This is a genomic window from Streptomyces sp. NBC_00096 (assembly GCF_045041305.1).
Classification (GTDB): Bacteria; Actinomycetota; Actinomycetes; order Streptomycetales; family Streptomycetaceae; genus Streptomyces.
This window is the reverse complement of record NZ_CP108221.1, coordinates 1333106-1350640: the sequence shown is the minus strand read 5'-3', so window position 1 is coordinate 1350640 and position 17535 is coordinate 1333106. Positions and strand designations below refer to the sequence as shown.

Below are 17535 nucleotides of genomic sequence, written 5' to 3'. Positions count from 1 at the left end.
GCGCCAGTAGTTGCGACCGTCGACCTGCCAACCACTGCTCCGTTCACCGAAGCCGCCCTGACCGCTGAGGTCTTCGCCATTCAATCCGCAGACACCAGTCCAGCTCGTCCGGCCGAAGCTACGGCTCTCTGTCACCCTGATCTTCCAGGCCAGGTTCCAGCCCTTGGCGGCAAGGGTGTTCACAGCAGCTGCCGCAAGCAGCAGGGCCGGCGGTCCATGGCGGTCGATGCCCGGGTCGTGGAGGACTGGCTGGAGCTGTCCAGGAAGATGAAAGTCGAGGTGTCGGCCGCTCCACATGGACGTCCCTCTGGCCACCCGGTCCGACGGGCGCCGACGACCAGTCCTCGTCCAGTCGCAGCACGGTGTACGGGTCGGTGACGAGAACCGGAAGTTGGCCTTTCCTCTCCGCGTCGTCAGGCCGGTCAAGGTTGTACGTGCGAGGGGAGCTGCATGCGGTCGGTTGTGATGGGGCTTCGGTGGCTTCGTATTTGACGGTCGAGAACGGTGATGGGTGGTTTGTGGAATTCGTTCCGCTTTCTGACCGTCACCAGACTGCTGGCGGATCTTCGGGCTCGAAATCGGCGAGGCCACCATGCGGGCCGGCGATCCGGCATGAGCGTCATCGCTCAACCGGCACTCCGCACAGCTACTGCCCTCTCCCGCCTGCGGTGACCGCATGGCCCCTGGTCAACCGGTGCGTATCGGAATCGCCGTGATCGCCGGATGTGGCCATTTCGGTGTATTCGTAACCGGGTCAGAGGTGTTGCAGGTCGCGCCGTATATGGTCGCTTCGAATGATCGCCCACTTAAGGATGGATGCATTGCGCTCCGCTCGTAGAATGCGACTCGGGGAACGGGCGCGTGTGCGCTCGCTTTCCGGAGTCCTAATAACCGGAATTCTTGCGTCCGGGATTGTCGCATTGCCTGCCACCACAGCCTCGGCCGGCACCTCCAGCCCGGTGGAGGACGGCTCGCAGTCAGAGGAGGACTACGCGCTGGTGCAGGCGAAGTCCACGGGCAAGCCGTACGAGTTGACGTCGGCGCGCACGGAGTCCTCGGACACCTGGGCGCTGCCGGACGGCACGTGGTCGGTGAAGCGCTACGGGACTCCGGTGCGCGTTCTGCGGGACGGCGTCTGGGTGGCCACCGATCCGTCGCTGGTGTTCGCGGCGAACGGCAGCGTGGTCCCCAAGGCCGCTTCAGTGGCGGTGACGTTCTCCGGCGGAGGCACGGCCCCGCTGCTGTCCGGCGTCAAGGACGGCCGCAGCCTCGGCCTGACCTGGCCCAAGGCCCTGCCCAAGCCCACGCTGAACGCCAACGTGGCCACGTACGCCGAGGTACTGCCCGGTGTCGACCTCCAGCTCAAGGCCGAGGTGGAGGGCTTCTCGCAGCTGCTCGTGGTCAAGACCGCGGACGCGGCGAAGAACCCCGAACTGGCCTCGCTGAAGTACAAGGTGGACACCGTAGGCCTCCAGGTCTCCACCGACACCGAGACCGGCGCCATCACCGCGGTCAACCCGGCCGGGCAGACCGTCTTCACCAGCCCGACCCCGCTGATGTGGGACTCCACCACCGCGACCTCCGCACCCGCCCCGCAGACCGCCAAGTCGGCCAAGACGGCGAAGTCCCTGGCCCCGGCCGCGTCTGCGAGCGTGGGGGAGACGCCCGCGGACGCCTTCGATCCGGCACCCGGCGCCAAGGACGCCCAGATGCCGACGACCGTGTCGAACGGCACCCTGGAGATCAAGCCCGTCCAGGCCCTGCTGACCGGTACCGACACCAAGTACCCGGTCTACATCGACCCGACCTGGGCCTGGGGCGAGCGGCAGAACTGGACGCGCGTCTACACCAGCTATCCCGACACCTCCTTCTGGAACTCCAAGGACGTGGTGCGGGTCGGGTACGAGAACGACACCAGGGGGTTGTCCCGGTCCTTCTTCCAGATGGACACCGGCAACATCCGCGGTGCGCAGGTCAAGTCGTCCACGTTCCGCATCAAGAACGTCTGGTCCTGGTCCTGCCAGTCCCGCCCGGTGGAGCTGTGGAGCGTCGGGGAGATCTCGTCCAAGACGACCTGGCGACACCAGCCCACCCGCTACGACAAGCTCTCCACCGTCAACGACGCCAAGGGCTGGAGCAACGACTGCGCGGCGGGCAACCTTGAGTTCGACGCCACCGCCAAGGTGCGCGAGGCCGCGTCCAAGAGCTGGGCCAGCCTGAATCTCGGCCTCTACGCCTCCAACGAGTCCGACACCTTCGGGTGGAAGAAGTTCGACCCGAAGACCGCCACCTTGGAGACCACCTACAACAACCCGCCGAAGCGGCCGGAGGACCCGGGCACCAACCCCCGCACCTCGTGCTCGTCCGGCGGCCTGATCGGCAACACCCGCGTCAGTCTCTACGCGACGATCGACGACCCCGACGCGGGCAACCTGTCCGCCGAGTTCCAGGTCTTCAAGGCCGGGGCCACCGACCCGTCACTGACCCAGTCGATCCCCGCCTCCAAGGGCAGGGTCGCCACCTGGGCCGTGCCCGACGGGGACCTGCCCAGCGGCAACTACACCTGGAAGGTGCAGGCGAAGGACGCCGACGGCGCCACTTCCAAGTGGTCGGACACCTGCAAGTTCACGATCGACCGCACCCGGCCCGGCAAGACCCCGGTGATCAGCTCCACCCAGTTCCCGAACGGCGAGAACGGCTGGCCCGCCGGCGGCACCGGCAAGGCCCGTACCGCCGGAACCTTCTCCTTCAACCCCAACGGCATCCCCGACGTCGCGGAGATCGCCTACTTCACCGACTCCGACCCCGTCGTCAAGTCCGTCATGCCCGGCGGTTCCGCCGCCATCACGCCCCCGGGCTACGGGCCGCACTTCGTGTACGCCTACAGCGTCGACAAGGCCGGCAACCGCTCCGACATCGCCACGTACGTCTACTACGCGAGCCGCTCCCTGAACCGCGACGGCCCCGGTGACCTCAACGGCGACGGCAACCGCGACATCTGGTCCGTCGACTCCAACGGCACCCTGCTCACCTACGCAGGCCAGGGCAACGGCAAGTTCTCCACCGCCACCAACGGCGGCAAGTCCTTCGACGGCAACCAGGTCGACTCCCGCGGCGACTGGGGCCAGGACGGCTACAACGACCTCGTCGCCCTCCGGTACGACAGCATCGACAAGAAGAAGAAGCTCTGGACCTACCCGAACAACGGCCAGGGCGTCATCTCCGACACCCCCACGCAGCTCACCGTCAGCTGCCCGGTGAAGGACCCCGACCTCGGCTGCGACTTCGGTCCGGACTGGAACGGCGACGACCACTGGTCGAACGCCGAACAGGTCGTCGCGGCAGGTGACCTGAACGGCGACACCCAGCCCGACCTGCTGGTCAAGCAGGGCAAGCAGCTCTGGGCGTACTACGGCAACCGGGCCGCCCACATGCTCGACACGATCCGCGAGCCCGTCCTGGTCGGCAACGGCGACTGGGACAAGTTCACCGTGATCGCCCCGGGCGACCTCAACGGCGACAACATCCCCGACCTGTGGCTGCGCGACAACGCCGGCGGCGACGTCCTGCGCAGCTACGGCAAGAAGGGCCCGGACGGCAACTTCAACCCCGCCACCTGGGGCGACCCCGCCGGCCGCGTCAAGATCGGCGGCGGTGTCTCCGCCGCGGCCTACCCGTCGATGGGCTCCGTCGGCGACGTCACCGGCGACGGGCTGCCCGACCTGTGGGCCCGGGACGCCTACAACTCCGTGTACGGCTTCGTCGGCACGGCCCCGGCCGCCGACAACTGGTCCTTCGCCGGCAGGTTCCTGATCGACGGCACCACCGGCGGCTCCCTCATCCCCGCGGGCACCACGCTCGCCTCAGGCCAGTCGATCAGCTCCGGCTCGACCAAGCTGACCATGCAGGCCGACGGCAACCTCGCCGTCACCACCGGCACCGGCAAGGTCATGTGGTCCACCGGCACCGGCGGCAACACCGGTGCGGTGGCCATGATGCAGAGCGACGGCAACCTCGCCGTCTACAAGGCCGACCGGACCACCAGGCTCTGGGAGTCCAAGACCAGCGCCCCCGGCGGCTACGCACTCCTCCAGCCGCGGGGCAACCTCGTCGTCTACGACGTCAAGAGCCAGTCCCTGTGGGCCAGCAACACGTCCATCCGCAGCGACCTGAACGGCGACGCCATCGCCGACCTGGCCGCCATCTGGACCGACGGCACGCTGCACGGCTACCCCGGCGACAAGGTCAAGGGCCTGGCCGGAACATCCACCCAGCTGCTCGGCGGCACCACCTGGAAGACCACGAAGCAGCTCGCCAAGGGCGACTTCGACGGTGACGGCATCGCCGACCTGATGGCCATCTGGTTCGACGGCACCATGCACCTCTACAAGGGTGACGGCAAGGGCGGCATCACCGACAGCGTCCCCGTCGCCACGGGCGGCAGCACGTGGGGCACCACCAGGCAGCTCGTCGCCGGAGACTTCACCCGAGACGGCATCGCCGACCTGATGGCCGAATGGTTCGACGGCACCATGCACCTCTACAAGGGCAAGGGCGACGGCCAGATCGAGTCCGAGCGCCCCGTCATCGTCGGCGACAACACCTGGTTCACCGTCAAGCAGCTGCCCGCCGGCGACTTCGACGGTGACGGCATCGCCGACCTGATGGCGGTCGCGAACGACGGCACCATGCACTTCTACAAGGGCAAGGGCGACGGCCAGATCGAGCTCGAGCGCCCGGTCGTCATGGGTGGCAACACGTGGAAGACCGTCCAGCAGATGTCCGGAGGCGATTTCACCGGCGACGGCATCGCCGACCTGATGGTCGTCTGGTTCGACGGCAGCGTGCACCTGTACAAGGGCAACGGCAAGGGCGACCTCCTGGACGGCGTGAGCGCATGGGGTGACAAGAGCTGGAACGGCATCCCGAAGGTCGTGTGACCCGCGCGGCTCCGCGGGAGACATGACGCCGCCGCCCCCTGCAGCCACCCGGCTGCAGGGGGCGGTCCGCGTCAGGTGGTGCGGGAGCGGATGCCGTGCGTGTCCGTGCACAGGGCCCAGATGATGAAGAGGCCGATGGCGATCGAGATCAGGCCCCAGAGCGGTGTGTAGGGCAGCCACAGGAAGTTCAGGATGATGTCCAGCGCGACGATCACCACGCCCGTGACCCGGGCCCAGTCCGCGCCCTTGAGGATGCCCGCGCCGACGACCACGAGCACGATGCCCAGCACGAGGTGGATCCAGCCCCACGCCGTGACGTCGAACTTGAAGGTGTAGTCGCCCACGCTCGCGTAGACGTCGTCGTTCGCGATGCCGACGATGCCCTTCAGGATGCCGATGACGCCTTCCACGAGCATCAGCACTCCGGCGAACATGACGCCGCTCGCCGCCCACGGGCTCTGTCCGTCGGTGGCGTACCTGTCGTTGGGGGCCCTGCTGGGGGGCGTTGTCTGTGCCACGAGAGACTCCTTCGTCGGGCGGGACGCCGAGTGTCCGGTGTCCCGCCCAGCGTCCGCGGCGGGGGAGCGCGGGGACATCGGAGCGCCGCCGTTCGGGTGAATCCGTACGGCGGCCCGGTACGGCGGAAGGCCGGCAGGGCGGGGTGCCCTGCCGGCCTTCCGCCGGGGTCGCGGGGTCAGGGGGTCGTCTTGCCGACCTCCAGGTCGGCCGTCGGGTCCTTGACCGTGCCGCCGGGCGGGCCGGCGGCCGCGCTCGTGTTGTTCGCGGGCTTGGGGTCGTTGGTCAGGGAGTCGACGGTGGCGGTGTTGCGGATGTCGGAGCCGTTCCCGGTGTACTCCGGGTCCAGCTTCACCTTGATCACCCAGGTCATCGAGGCCCCGGGCGCCAGCCGCGGCAGCGGGCCGCAGGTGACGGTCCGCCCCGAGGTGCAGGTGGCGTCGCCGGACATGAAGCTCAGCGCGGTCGGCAGGGTGTCGGAGACCGTGATCTGCTCGGCCTGGGAGGGGCCGTTGTTGGTGACCGTCAGGGCATAGTCGAAGGTCTCGCCCGGGGCCACGGCGGCGCTCTGGACGGGCTTCTTGGTGATGGCGAGGTCCGCGGCCGGGTCCGTGACGTGCCCGCCGGGCACGGTCGCGGTGCTCTTGTCGTTCTCGCTCGCCGGGTCGATGTTGTCGGCCGTCACCTGGGCGGTGTTCTTCAGGTCGCTGCCGTCGCCGCTGTACGCGGGATCCACCTTGACGGTGAGCAGGTACTCGACCGTCTCGCCGACCTTGAGCGGGGCGGTGCGCTTGCACGACACCAGGTGCCCGGCGACGGTGCATCCGGCGGGGGAGGAGGCCACGTACGACAGGCCCTCGGGAAGGGCGTCGGTGAGCTTGACGTTGAAGGCGTCGGCCGACGGGCCGTTGTTGGTGACCCGGATCCGGTAGTCGAAGTTCTCACCCGGTACCGGCGGCTTGGTGCCGACGGCCTCCTTGGTCACCGCCAGGTCCGCGGTCGGCTTGTTGACGGTGCTGCCGGGCAGGCCCGCCGGGCTGCTCGTGTTGTTCTCCGGCTTGGGGTCCTTGGTCCGCGAGGTGGCGGTCGCCGTGTTGCGGATGTCGGATCCGTTGCCGGTGTACCCGCTGTCGAGGCGGACGGTGAACCGCCAGGTGCGGGACGCCGAGGGGTCCAGTACGGCCACCTGGCCGCAGCTGACCGTCCCGTCGGTCACCGAGCAGTTGTCGGGGGAGGAGACGAAGGCCAGTTGCGCGGGCAGCTTGTCGGTGATCGTGGTGTTCGCGGCGCGGGACGGGCCTTCGTGGTCGCGGTGACCACGTACTCGAAGGTCTGTCCGGGGGCGATCGGGGTGTCGTTGGCCGGCCGCTTGGTCGTCCACACGTCGGCCTGCGGGACGGTGACCCCGCCCGGCGGCAGTACGGCGTGCGAGGTGTTGTCGGCGGGCTCCGGATCCTTGGACGCGGAGGCGGAGGTCGCGGTGTTGCGCAGGTCGCTGCCGTCACCGGCGTAGGCGGGGTCCAGCTTCACCTTGAAGGTCCACACCACTTCGGCGCCGGGGACGAGCCGGGCCAGCGGACCACAGGTGACGGTCCGTCCGGAAGCCGCGCAGGGGTCGGCCGAGGACACGAAGGTCAGCCCGTCGGGCAGGGCGTCGCTCACCCCGACGTTGCGCGCGTCGGAGGGGCCCTTGTTGGTCGTACGGATCTCGTACTCGTACTCCTGGCCCGGGATCGTCGGCCCCGCGCCCAGCGCGGTCTTGACGGTGGCCAGGTCCGAGACGGGATCGAACGGCCCCGGCGGCAGCACCGGATCCGGCTTGTTGTTCGCGGGGTCGGGATCGGTGGCCTCGGAGCTGCCCGTGGCGCTGTTGCCGAGGTCGGAACCGTCGCCCTGGTACGAGGGGCTCAGCCGGGCCTGGAAGCTCCAGCTCTTGTTCTGCCCGGCGGCCAGCTGGGGTTCGGGCCCGCAGGTGACGGTCTGGCCCGTGGCGGTGCAGCCGTCGGAGGAACCGACGAAGGAGATCCCGGTCGGGAGCTTGTCCGTCGCGGTGACCTTCCGGGCCACCGACGGGCCCTTGTTCCGCGCGGTCAGGGTGTAGGTGATCAGGTCACCGGGGGCCTTGGCATGCTGCGCCGTCACCTCGACCGTATGCCCTCCGCCGGTCAGAGCGGCGGCCGCGGGGCCCGGTCCGGCCCACAGGGCCGCGGCGCAGAGCAGTGGGGCCAGAGCCCGCACCGCCGGCCGCCGGCCTGGTGTCGTCGTCATCGCGCATCGTTTCCGTTTCGTGCGGGAGGACCGTACAGAGAGCTGCTGTACGGGAATCGAGGGGGAGGACTCCGGGGGCCCTGTCAGCCCGCGGTCGCGTCCTTGGCGAGCTCGATGTCGGCGCTCGGCGGGCGGACGCGTCCGCCCGGCACACCGTCGGAGCCGCTGTTGTCGAGCGGGTTCGGGTCGGCGGTGTCCGCGCGGGCGGTCGCGGTGTTCCGCAGGCCCGTCCCGTCACCGGTGTACGCCGGGTCGAGGCGCACGGTGAAGGTCCACGACCGGATCCCGCCCGGGTCGAGCGTGGCCGCCGTACCGCAGGTGACGTCCCGGCCGACGGCGGTGCAGCCCCCGGCCGAGGGGACGAACGAGAGCGCCGTGGGCAGCGGGTCGGTGACCGTGACCTTCCGGGCCACCGACGGGCCGGCGTTGCGCACGGTCACCGTGTACGTGAAGGTCTCCCCGGGGGCCACGGGGGAGCGGGTCTCCACGGCCTTCGTCAGCGAGAGGTCGGCCCGGGCGGGCGCCACGCCGCCGGGCGGAGCGGCGGCCGCGCTGGTGTTGTTCGCGGGCTGCGGATCGGTGACGGCGTGCCGGAGCGTCGCCACGTTCCCGAGGTCCGAGCCGTCACCCTGGTAGGCCGGGTCCAGCCGCACCCGCACGTTCCACGAGGTGCTCGTACCGGCGTTCAGCTGATCGCGGACCGGGCAGGACAGCTGCTGGCCCGAAGCCGTGCACCCGTCGGCGGAGGAGACGAACCGCAGCGGCCCGGGAAGGGTGTCGGAGAGCTGGACGGCGCTCGTGTGCGAGGGCCCGAGGTTGCGTGCGGTGATGCGGTACTCGAACTCCTGGCCCGGGGCCACCGGTCCGGACCCGAGCCCCTCCTTCTCCGCGGCCACGTCGGCGCGCGCCGTCACCACCGTGGCGGCGGCGGTGGAGCTGTTGTCCGCCGGATTGGTGTCCGTACGGTCCGCCGGGGCGGTCACGGTGGCCGTGTTGGACAGGGTGACGGGCTGCGCCGGAGCCGTACCGGTGACCGTGTAGGTGACGGAGCCGCCCCGCTGGAAGTCGGCCGTCGTGTCCAGGACGTTCCCGCTGCCCGAGGCCCGTCCGCAGGTCCCGCCGGTGTTGGCGCGGCAGGTCCAGGTCACGTTGGTCAGGCCGGGCACGGTGTCGCGTACGGCGGCGCCGGTCACTTCGTTGGCCTGGGAGTTGGAAACGGTCAGGGTGTAGGTCACCGGTCCGCCGCCGGCGGGCACGCTCGCGGGGGAGCCCGTCTTCGCGATGGTCAGGTCGGCCGGCACGTTGATCTGGAGGTCGTCGATCTCATGCACGTTCGTCGCGCCACCGGTGCTCCCGGAGAACCCCACCTTGAGGGTGGCCGGAAGCTTCGGCTGGCCGGTGATGCCCGTGACGTCGAAGTCGGTGATCAGCTGGGTCATGGCCGTGCCGGGGCCGCTGTCGGACCACACCGACAGCAGCATCTTCGTACCGCTGGGCAGGAGGGACACGCGCACCGTGCGTTCCTTGGCGCGGCTGCCGGTCTCCACGGTCTTGCCCGGTCCGTCGACGGCCGTGGCGTAGCGGTACCCCGTCTTGCCGCTGCCTCCGCCGCGCACCACGATCTTGTTGGACTGGGCGCCCGGACCGCCGTTGCCGACCACGTTGGAGGAGAAGTTGCCGAACTCGTCCAGCCCGATGCCGAGGTACGCGCCCGGTACGCCCGAGACGGCGCAGAGGTCCGCCACGCCCGTGCAGGCGTAGCCGAGGGCTCCTCCGGCAGGGCCGGTCCCGTCGGCCGCGGCGCCGTCGGCCAGGTAGAACGACAGCCCGTCACCCCGCTTGCCCTCGAAGGCCGCTCCGCCGTAGGTGGCGTAGCTGAACTCGGCGATGATGCCGAGGCTGGAGGGGAAGGAGTCCTTCAGCTTCCAGGTGCCGGCCTGGGTGGCGCTCGCGGAGGTCAGGCGCAGCCAGCCGCCGCCGTCGGGGTAGCTCGCGTTGCCGCTGGTGCTGCCCAGGTTGGTGGAGCTGTCGAAGGTCTCGTTGACGGGGAAGGCGAGCGCGCGGGGCCGGGGGCCGTCGGCCGGGTGGGCCGAACGGGCCGGATGTGCCGGGTCGGCCGCGGCGGTCGGGGCCGCCGCCGCGGGAGCGGAGAGGGACGCCGGCAGGACCAGCGCGGTCGTGCACAGCATTGCGGCGGCGGCCCTGCGCCACCAGGCACTCCGGGGCATCGTCATACCGGAACGTTCCTCGTCTTCCCACTCGGCGGTCGGGCTTGCGCGCGTGGTCCGCCGCGGGTGCCGCGGCGGACCGCCGGTCACGGGCGGCGCACCCGGAAGACCGTCCGCAGCGCCGCTCCACCGGCCACCAGCGCGGTCGAGGTCCACAGCAGCCAGGGCGGGACCGTGGCGCCGGAGTCGGCCAGGTCGCCGCGGCCGCCGTGCTGCTCGCGGCCGTCGTGGTGGTCCCGCCCGTCGTGCTGCTCACGGCCTTCGTGGTGCTCCCGACCGTCATCCCGACCGTTATCCCGGCCGTCATCCCGGCCGTCACCCCGGCCGTCACCCCGGCCGTCGTGCTGGTCGTCGCGGCCGTGGTGGCCGTCCTCCCGGCCGTCCTCCCTGCCCTCGTCCCGGCCGTCGTGCCCACCGTGCTGGTCCCCGCCCGCTTCGGACACCAGGCACAGCCGGCCGCCCTTCGGCCCGGTCGTACCGGGCTCGTTGGCGTTGTCCGAGAGGTCGGGGTCGAAACTGGCCGAGGTGACGCGGGCGATGTTCTCGATGGGGGTGCACTTGCCCGCCGGAGGCCGGGCCGTCCGATCCCCGGTGACGGCACGGACCGTGATCCGGAACTCCGCCTTCTCGCCGGCCGCCAGGCGCTCCAGCGGCGGACACACCACCAGCCGGTCCCCGCCCTTCGCGGGCGCGCAGTCGTCGGGTGAGGAGACCAGGACCAGCGAGGACGGCAGCCGGTCGGTGACCTGGAGCCGCCGCGCCGTCGCGGGGCCCGCGTTGCGCACCGTGATCAGGTACGTGAACTTCTCGCCCGGCCTGACGTGCTCCCGCCCCTTAGCGAGCAGCGCCGTCTTGCGGATCGAGAGATCCGCGGTCCGCGCGCTGGGCGGAACCTTCAGGCCGGTCAGGGAGGAGGCGTTGTTGCGGGAGTCCGGGTCCGAGGTGGCCGCGTCGACGACCGCTTCGTTGACGATGTCCGTACCGTCTCCGCGGTAGTCGGCCGCCAGCCGTACGGTGATCACCCAGGCGTGCGACGTGCCCACCGCCAGCGTGGCCAGCGGCCCGCACAGCACCGTGCGGCCGCTCGCGGTGCAGCCGTCGCGGGACGAGGCGAACTCCAGGGAGAGCGGCAGCCGGTCGGTGACGCGCACCTGCCGGGCGGCGGACGGTCCCTGGTTGGTCACCGTCACGAGGTAGTCGAACGTCTCCCGCCCGGCCGCGGCGGGGTTCTCCCGGTTGTCCCGGGGGGCGGTCGCGGCCGGCCGCAGCGAGAGGCCCGACACCGCCAGATCCGCGCTCTCCGGCGCCTGCGGGGCGGCAGCGGCGGCAGGTGCCGCGGGTACGGCGGACGCGCCGTCCCCCGGGGCCTCGGGGGACGGGGACGCGGTGGTACCGGGCTTCATCAGAGCCGATGCCGCGGCGGCGGGTGCCGCGGAGAGGAGGCAGCATGCCGCCACGGCGCAGCACGTGGTCACCGCGCGCCGGGGCCGGTACGGGCCTCCGGCGCGGCTTCTCAAGACACGTCGCATCGGGTGCCCTTCGGGGAAGTCGACTCGCCCAAGGAGGACCAGTGCGGTGATCTATTCACACAAATAGGCACAAAGGGTGCGGTCGCTTTGATCATTTATGACTAATGGGTGATCGAATTCAGTCCGTCGGGCGTACGGTGCCGTCCTCGCGACCCGTGGCGGCGAGCGGCGGCGGAGTCACCTTCGCCGGCAGCGGTCAGCTGGGTTGGGTCGGCGGGGGTCGGCGGGATCCTGCTCAGGTGGGCCAGGGTGCGCGGGCGGGCATGGGCGAGGATGGTGGCATGCTGCACGAGATCGAAGACCTCGGAGCCGAGAGGTCCCGGGTGTCCCGCCGGCCGGAGTCCGCATCCGCGCCCCCGGTCCTGGCCCATTTCGAACTGGCCGTGGACGGGGACCCCGCGGCGTACGCGAGCCGGCTGCGCGGAGCCCTGGACGCCGCGCTGGCGATCGCCGCCACGGCGTCCTTCGACGACGCGGCGGAGCTGCCCGTCGGCACCATGCCCGCGTGGTTCTCCGGTGTCTGCCGGGGCGGCGGCTCACCGGAGCCCTTCGCGGCGGAAGGGCGCGACCGGTACGCCGAGCGGACCGGGGGCGCACCCTGGGACCTGCAGGACTGGCTCTCGCGCTTCGATCCCGACCTGGAAGTCCGGGGCTGGGCCTGGTGGGACCTGACGCGCCCGCCCGCGGGGGCGGAGGGTGCGCTGCGGCTCTGGGCGGACACCTGGGGCGAGCCCTTCTTCGCCTGGGAGGACCTGCGGTGGCTCGCCCACGCGGCGGGCGCACGCTCGGTGGCGGACCCGGTGCTGGTGCGGCCCGCGGTCTGGGAGGGCGAGACTTCCGCATGACCGCAGACCCGGCCGGTGCGCGCCCGGCGAACGAAGTCCGTGCGCGGTTCGGCGAAGAGACCATCACGGTCTACCAGGCGTACCCGGCGCGGATCGCCGAACCGGCCCTGGAAGCGGGCACCTTCGTGGATCCGTTCAAGCGCACCCGGATGACGTGGATCAAACCGTCGTTCCTCTGGATGATGTATCGCTGCGGGTGGGGCGCGAAGGTCGATCAGGAGCGCGTCCTCGCCATCGACATCACGCGGGAGGGCTTCGAGCGGGCCCTCTCCCGTGCCTGCCCCAGCCACTTCGACCGTACGCGGTTCGCGGCCAAGGCGGACTGGCGGGCCGCCCTGCAGGCCAGTCCGGTCCGTGTCCAGTGGGATCCCGAGCGGGACCTGGCCCTGAACGGACTGCCGTACCGCGCGATCCAGATCGGACTGTCGGGCCCCGCCGTCGACCAGTACGTGGACGAGTGGACCGTCGGCATCAGGGACGTGACTCCGCTGGCGCAGGAGGTCCGCGCCGCAGTGCGCTCCGGTCACCTGGAAGCGGCCGCCGCCCTCCTGCCCCGGGAGCGGGTGTATCCGCTCCCGGCGGGCCTCGTGGAGCGCGTCGCGCGGGGCTGAACGGAGGTGAGAGGCCCCGGGCGGAGGGGGTGGGGTGCGAGTTCGGCCGATGGGGCCCTCCGCGTTGGATAGCTGGACTATCTTGCTGTCGTGGACCAGCTGATCGTCGAAGACCCGCCCCGTATCGGCCCGTACCGTCTGATCGCCCGGCTGGGCGCGGGGGGCATGGGCCTGGTCTATCTCGGCCGCTCCGAGGGCGGGCGCACCGTGGCCGTGAAGGTCGTACAGGCCGAGTACGCGGGGAACCCCGAGTTCCGCAGGCGGTTCGCCCGGGAGGTGGCCGCCGCCCGGCGGGTGGGCGGGAGTTGGACGGCCGCCGTCCTCGATGCCGACCCCGAGGCCGCCGTGCCCTGGGTGGCGACCCAGTACATTCCCGGACCCGATCTGCACTCCGTGGTGGCCAAGGACTTCGGGCCGCTTCCCGAGCACTCGGTCCACACCCTCGCCAACCGCCTCGCCCTCGCCCTGCGGGCCGTGCACGGGGCGGGCCTGATCCACCGCGACCTCAAACCGTCCAACGTCCTCGTCACCGTCGACGGCCCCCGCGTCATCGACTTCGGCATCGCCCGCGCGATGGACAGCCTCGCCGGGGACAGCCTGCTCACCAGCACCGGGATGCTGATCGGCTCCCCGGGCTTCATGTCGCCGGAGCAGGTCCGCGGCCTCGAACTCACCCCCGCCAGCGACGTCTTCTGCCTCGGGGCCGTCCTCGTCTACGCGGCCACCGGGCGCCTCCTGTTCGGCGCGAAGGACACGGGCCTCAACGCCCACCTGTTCCGCATCGCCGAGGAGGAGGCGGACCTGACCGGCGTCCCGGAGCCGCTCCTCGAGCTCGTCCGCGAATGCCTGCACAAGGACCCCGTCCGGCGGCCCACCCCCGAGCAGGTGGCCGCGCGTACGGCGGTGGACCACGAGGGGGAGTGGCTGCCGGGCGCGGTCCTGGCACAACTGGGCCGCCACGCGGCGAAGTTGCTGGACTACGCCCCCGCGAGCCCCGCAGAGGCCCCCGCCGAGGCCCCCAGCGGGCGGCCGGACCCCCGGGTCCCCTCCCCGCGCCCCCAGCTCCCGCCGCCGCCCGCGTACGCCCCGACGGCCCCGGCGCACTCCGGTCCCGCGCGGGGCTTCGGACCGCCCCCGGGCGCACCCGCCGACGCCCGGCCCGCGACGCCGTCCGCGGACCATCAGGACTCCACGGCCCCCCAGGACTCCGCCCCGCGGGGCGGGCGCCGACGGGGCCTGGCGGTGGCCTCCCTGGTGCAGCTGATGGTGGTGCTCAGCGCGACCGCCTTCACCATGGCGGTGCCGTCCGTCCAGGCGGACCTCGACGTCGGCTCCGCCGGACTGAGCCCGATGTTCACGGCCTACGTGGTCTCCTTCGGCGCGCTGCTGCTGCTCGGCGGGCACCTCGCGGACCTCGTGGGACGCAGGCGGACCCTGATCATCGGCCTGGCCGGATTCGCGGCGTCCTGCGCGCTCGGCGGCTCGGCCGGCGATCCCGTGACGCTGGTCCTGGCCCGGGTCCTGCAGGGTGCCTCCGCCGCGCTGCTGACACCGGCCGCGCTCTCCCTGGTCACCGCCGGCTCCACCGGCCCCCGGGAGCGGGGCCGGGCCTTCGGGGTCTACGTGGCGCTCACCGGCGGCAGTTCGGCGCTCGGGCTGCTCGCGGGCGGGACGCTCCTCGAAAGCCTGACCTGGCGCTGGTGCCTGTACGCCCCGCTCGCCCTGGCCGTGATCGCCCTGATCGGCGCGCTCACCCTGCCGCAGGACCGGCCCGGCACCTCCGGCATCCGCCTCGACCTGCCCGGAGTACTCCTCGGTTCCGGCGGCCTCGCCGCCCTCACCTACGGTCTCGGCGCGATCGAGTCCGGCGGCTCGGTCAACCCCCTGGCGGTGCTCCTGATCTCCGTCGGCATCGTCCTGCTCACGGCCTTCCTGTGGTGGCAGATCAGGACGTCCGGCCCGCTCCTCGCCCCGTACGTCTTCACGGACCGCAGCCGGGCGGGCTCCCTGCTCGCCCTGCTCCTGGCGGGCACCGGCGCCCTCGCCCTGTTCGCGGCCCTGGCCTTCTACGTGCAGCAGTTCTGCGGCTACGCATCGCCCGAGGCCTGGACGCTCCTCCTGGTCCTGCCCGCCGGGATCGCCGTCGGCTCCACCCAGGTGTCCGCCCGGCTGCTGCACCGTGCCGCGCCCCGGGTCCTGATCGCGGCGGGGCTGGTGCTCGCGGCCGCCGGGCTGCTGCTCCTGACCGGGGAGGACGGGAGCCTCCCCCCGGGCCGGGCGGTGCCCAGCATGGTCCTCACCGGCCTCGGCCTGGGCATGGCCTGGGTTCCGCTCTTCACCACCGTGACCGCCGGCGTACCGCCCCGGCAGGCCGGCGCGGCCTCGGCCGCCATCGCCACGGCCCAGCAGCTGGGCGAAGCCATCGGCGGCATGCTGCTCGGCGTCGTCATCGCCGGCCTCAGCCGCCTCGAGTCCTCGCAGGACACGGCCCGGTGGCTGCTGGGCGCCTACTCCACCGTCCTCTGGTGGGGCTTCGGCGCCCTGCTGCTCGCGGCCTTGACCGGCGGCCTGCTAGTCACCGCCAGGGAGCCCCGTGGTCCCGGTGGGCGGGCCGCCTAGGTCGACCGGACCCGGGGGTCAGCCCCTGCCGCGGACGAGCGTGAAGACGGCGCCCTCCGGGTCCGCGACCGTCGCCAGCCTGCCGCTGAGGCCCTCGCGCGGCGGCTGGACGATCCGGCCGCCGAGCCGCAGCACGCGGGCGGCGGCCGCGTCGGTGTCCTCCACCTCGAAGTACGTCATCCAGTGCGGCCCCCGGTCGTGCGGCAGGGACCGGCCGACCCCGTGCACGGCGGCCACCGGCCGGCCCTCGAGCAGCAGCGTGAGGTAGTCGAAGTCGTCACTGGCGTCGGCGTGCGCGCGGGCCTCGTGGCCGAAGACGTGCTGGTAGAACTTCCCGACCGTGGAGGTGTCCTGGGTGACCAGCTCGTGCCAGACCGGGGTGCCGGGCCCTCCGGCCAGCCGGGTGCCGAGATGGGACGCGGCCTGCCAGAGCCCGAAGATCGCGCCGAGCGGGTCCGAGCAGATCGCCACCCGCCCCGCGACCCCGGCGTCCAGCGGGCCCACCGCGACCGTGCCGCCGCAGGAGCGGATGGACTCGGCCGTCGCGTCGGCGTCGTCGGTGGCGAGGTACGTCGTCCAGGCCACCGGGAGTTGGCGGTCCGGCGGCATCTCGCCGATGCCCGCGACCTCCCGCCCGTCGAGCATGGCCCGCACGTACGGGCCCAGCTGCTCGGGGCCGGGCTCGTACTCCCAGCCGAACAGGTCCGCGTAGAACTCCTCGGTGGTCCCGAGGCCGTGCACCATCAGGCTCGCCCAGCACGGCGTGCCGGGCGTGCGCCGCGTTGCTTCCGATGCCTCGGTCATGTCAGCCGTCTCCTCCGTCGTCACGCTCGTGACCCTTCCCGGAGCTGATGCTTCCACTCCGGCGGGCTCGGCGCGCCCCGACCGGCCGGGCTTCGCACGACCCGGGAGAGATGACCGGATCCGTACGGCCCGTCGATGTCCGCCTTGTTACGCCGGGTGCGTGGCGGGGAGGAAAATGGCCCGCATGACTGCGAACCCGCCCCCTTCTCCGATCCTCTCCGCCGCCGATCTGAAGGAGGAACTGGCCGGCCCGCGGCCGCCGGTGCTCCTGGACGTCCGCTGGCAGCTCGGCGGCCCGAACCTGCGGGCCGAGTACGAGGCCGCGCACCTGCCGGACGCGGTCTACGTCGACCTCGACGCGGAACTGGCTGGCCCGGCGGGCTCCGGCGGGCGCCATCCGCTGCCGGATCCGGAGGAGTTCGGGGCGGTGATGCGGCGGGCCGGGGTCTCGGCGGACATGCCGGTGGTCGTGTACGACGGCGGACAGGGCTGGGCGGCGGCCCGCGCGTGGTGGCTGTTGCGCTGGACGGGTCACGCGCGGGTCCGGGTCCTGGACGGGGGACTGGCCGCGTGGACGGCCGCCGGCGGTGCGCTGTCGGCCGAGGTCACTCCCCTGAGTGAGGGTGATTTCAAGCCAAATCCGGGTGCCATCGGACTGCTGGACGCGGATGCGGCGGCGTCGCTGGCCCGGACGGGTGTCCTGCTGGACGCCCGGGCGGGTGAGCGGTACCGGGGAGAGGTGGAGCCGATCGACCCGGTCGGGGGCCACATCCCGGGGGCGGTGTCGGCGCCGACCACGCAGAACGTGGGTCCCGGGGGCCTGCTCCTGGACGGCGCCGCGCTGCGGGCGCGCTTCGAGGGCCTGGGCGTTCCCGGGGACGGCACGGCCCCGGTCGGCGTGTACTGCGGCTCGGGCGTCTCGGGGGCCCACGAGGTGCTCGCGCTCGCGGCGGCGGGGATCCCGGCGGCGCTGTACGCGGGCAGCTGGTCGGAATGGTCGGCGGACGGTTCGCGGCCGGTGGCGGTGGGAGAACTGCCCGGCTAGACGCGAAGGGGCCGAATCGGGACCGCGGGCTCCAACCCGCAGGGCCCCAACCCGCAGACCCCGGCCCGGCTTCCCTGACCCGCGTGCTCTGACCACGTGCCCTGACCCGCGTGCCCTGACCAACGTGCCC

11 protein-coding genes are annotated in these 17535 nt (G+C 72.1%); 5 read left to right on the top strand and 6 right to left on the bottom strand.

Annotated features, from left to right (window positions below):
- Positions 1-920: 920 nt before the first annotated feature.
- Positions 921-4940, top strand: coding sequence for an FG-GAP-like repeat-containing protein (locus OG904_RS05675; protein WP_405488010.1), 4020 nt, complete (start codon positions 921-923; stop codon positions 4938-4940).
- A 71-nt stretch (positions 4941-5011) separates the two neighbouring features.
- On the opposite strand, the gene OG904_RS05670 is transcribed toward OG904_RS05675, so the two are convergent.
- From OG904_RS05670 to OG904_RS05650, 5 genes are all read right to left on the bottom strand, one after another.
- A complete protein-coding gene (locus OG904_RS05670) occupies positions 5012-5458 on the bottom strand; it encodes a hypothetical protein (RefSeq protein ID WP_405488008.1) in 447 nt (148 codons plus the stop codon).
- A gap of 176 nt (positions 5459-5634) precedes the next feature.
- Positions 5635-6705: a DUF11 domain-containing protein gene (locus OG904_RS05665; protein ID WP_405497785.1), complete on the bottom strand. Its 1071-nt coding sequence runs from the start codon at positions 6703-6705 to the stop codon at positions 5635-5637.
- Complete coding sequence (locus OG904_RS05660) at positions 6669-7724, bottom strand: DUF11 domain-containing protein (protein ID WP_405488006.1); 1056 nt, start codon at positions 7722-7724, stop codon at positions 6669-6671. Before OG904_RS05660 ends, OG904_RS05665 begins: the two co-directional genes overlap by 37 nt.
- Positions 7725-7807: 83 nt before the next feature.
- Entirely contained in the window at positions 7808-9958 is a 2151-nt protein-coding gene (locus tag OG904_RS05655; RefSeq protein WP_405488004.1) for a lectin-like domain-containing protein, read from the bottom strand.
- Between the two features lie 80 nt (positions 9959-10038).
- Positions 10039-11355, bottom strand: coding sequence for a DUF11 domain-containing protein (locus tag OG904_RS05650; RefSeq protein ID WP_405488002.1), 1317 nt, complete (start codon positions 11353-11355; stop codon positions 10039-10041).
- A gap of 407 nt (positions 11356-11762) precedes the next feature.
- On the opposite strand from OG904_RS05650, the gene OG904_RS05645 reads away from it, so the two are divergent.
- The 3 genes from OG904_RS05645 to OG904_RS05635 all read left to right on the top strand — a co-directional run bounded on the left by OG904_RS05645 (position 11763) and on the right by OG904_RS05635 (position 15556).
- Positions 11763-12326, top strand: a complete 564-nt coding sequence (locus OG904_RS05645) for a hypothetical protein (RefSeq protein ID WP_405488000.1) — start codon at positions 11763-11765, stop codon at positions 12324-12326.
- The gene (locus tag OG904_RS05640; protein ID WP_405487998.1) at positions 12323-12937 is read left to right on the top strand and encodes a DUF4291 domain-containing protein; all 615 of its coding nucleotides are present in this window, start codon (positions 12323-12325) and stop codon (positions 12935-12937) included. The genes OG904_RS05645 and OG904_RS05640 overlap by 4 nt, the downstream gene beginning before the upstream one ends.
- Positions 12938-13027: 90 nt before the next feature.
- Entirely contained in the window at positions 13028-15556 is a 2529-nt protein-coding gene (locus OG904_RS05635; RefSeq protein ID WP_405487996.1) for a bifunctional serine/threonine protein kinase/MFS transporter, read from the top strand.
- An 18-nt stretch (positions 15557-15574) separates the two neighbouring features.
- Here OG904_RS05635 and OG904_RS05630 read toward each other — a convergent pair whose 3' ends face one another.
- Positions 15575-16360 carry a VOC family protein gene (locus OG904_RS05630; protein ID WP_405487994.1) on the bottom strand — a complete coding sequence of 262 codons (786 nt, stop codon included), beginning with the start codon at positions 16358-16360 and terminating at the stop codon, positions 15575-15577.
- A 184-nt stretch (positions 16361-16544) separates the two neighbouring features.
- Between OG904_RS05630 and OG904_RS05625 the strand changes: the two genes are divergently transcribed.
- Complete coding sequence (locus tag OG904_RS05625; RefSeq protein WP_405487992.1) at positions 16545-17405, top strand: sulfurtransferase; 861 nt, start codon at positions 16545-16547, stop codon at positions 17403-17405.
- Positions 17406-17535 lie beyond the last annotated feature (130 nt).

Excerpts from the sequence above, each read along its gene's own strand:
- OG904_RS05660 (WP_405488006.1), bottom strand. The coding sequence starts at position 7,724 with ATGACGACGACACCAGGCCGGCGGCCGGCGGTGCGGGCTCTGGCCCCA.
- OG904_RS05655 (WP_405488004.1), bottom strand. The coding sequence starts at position 9,958 with ATGACGATGCCCCGGAGTGCCTGGTGGCGCAGGGCCGCCGCCGCAATG.
- OG904_RS05650 (WP_405488002.1), bottom strand. The coding sequence starts at position 11,355 with ATGAAGCCCGGTACCACCGCGTCCCCGTCCCCCGAGGCCCCGGGGGAC.
- OG904_RS05645 (WP_405488000.1), top strand. The coding sequence starts at position 11,763 with ATGCTGCACGAGATCGAAGACCTCGGAGCCGAGAGGTCCCGGGTGTCC.
- OG904_RS05640 (WP_405487998.1), top strand. The coding sequence starts at position 12,323 with ATGACCGCAGACCCGGCCGGTGCGCGCCCGGCGAACGAAGTCCGTGCG.
- OG904_RS05630 (WP_405487994.1), bottom strand. The coding sequence starts at position 16,360 with ATGACCGAGGCATCGGAAGCAACGCGGCGCACGCCCGGCACGCCGTGC.
- OG904_RS05625 (WP_405487992.1), top strand. The coding sequence starts at position 16,545 with ATGACTGCGAACCCGCCCCCTTCTCCGATCCTCTCCGCCGCCGATCTG.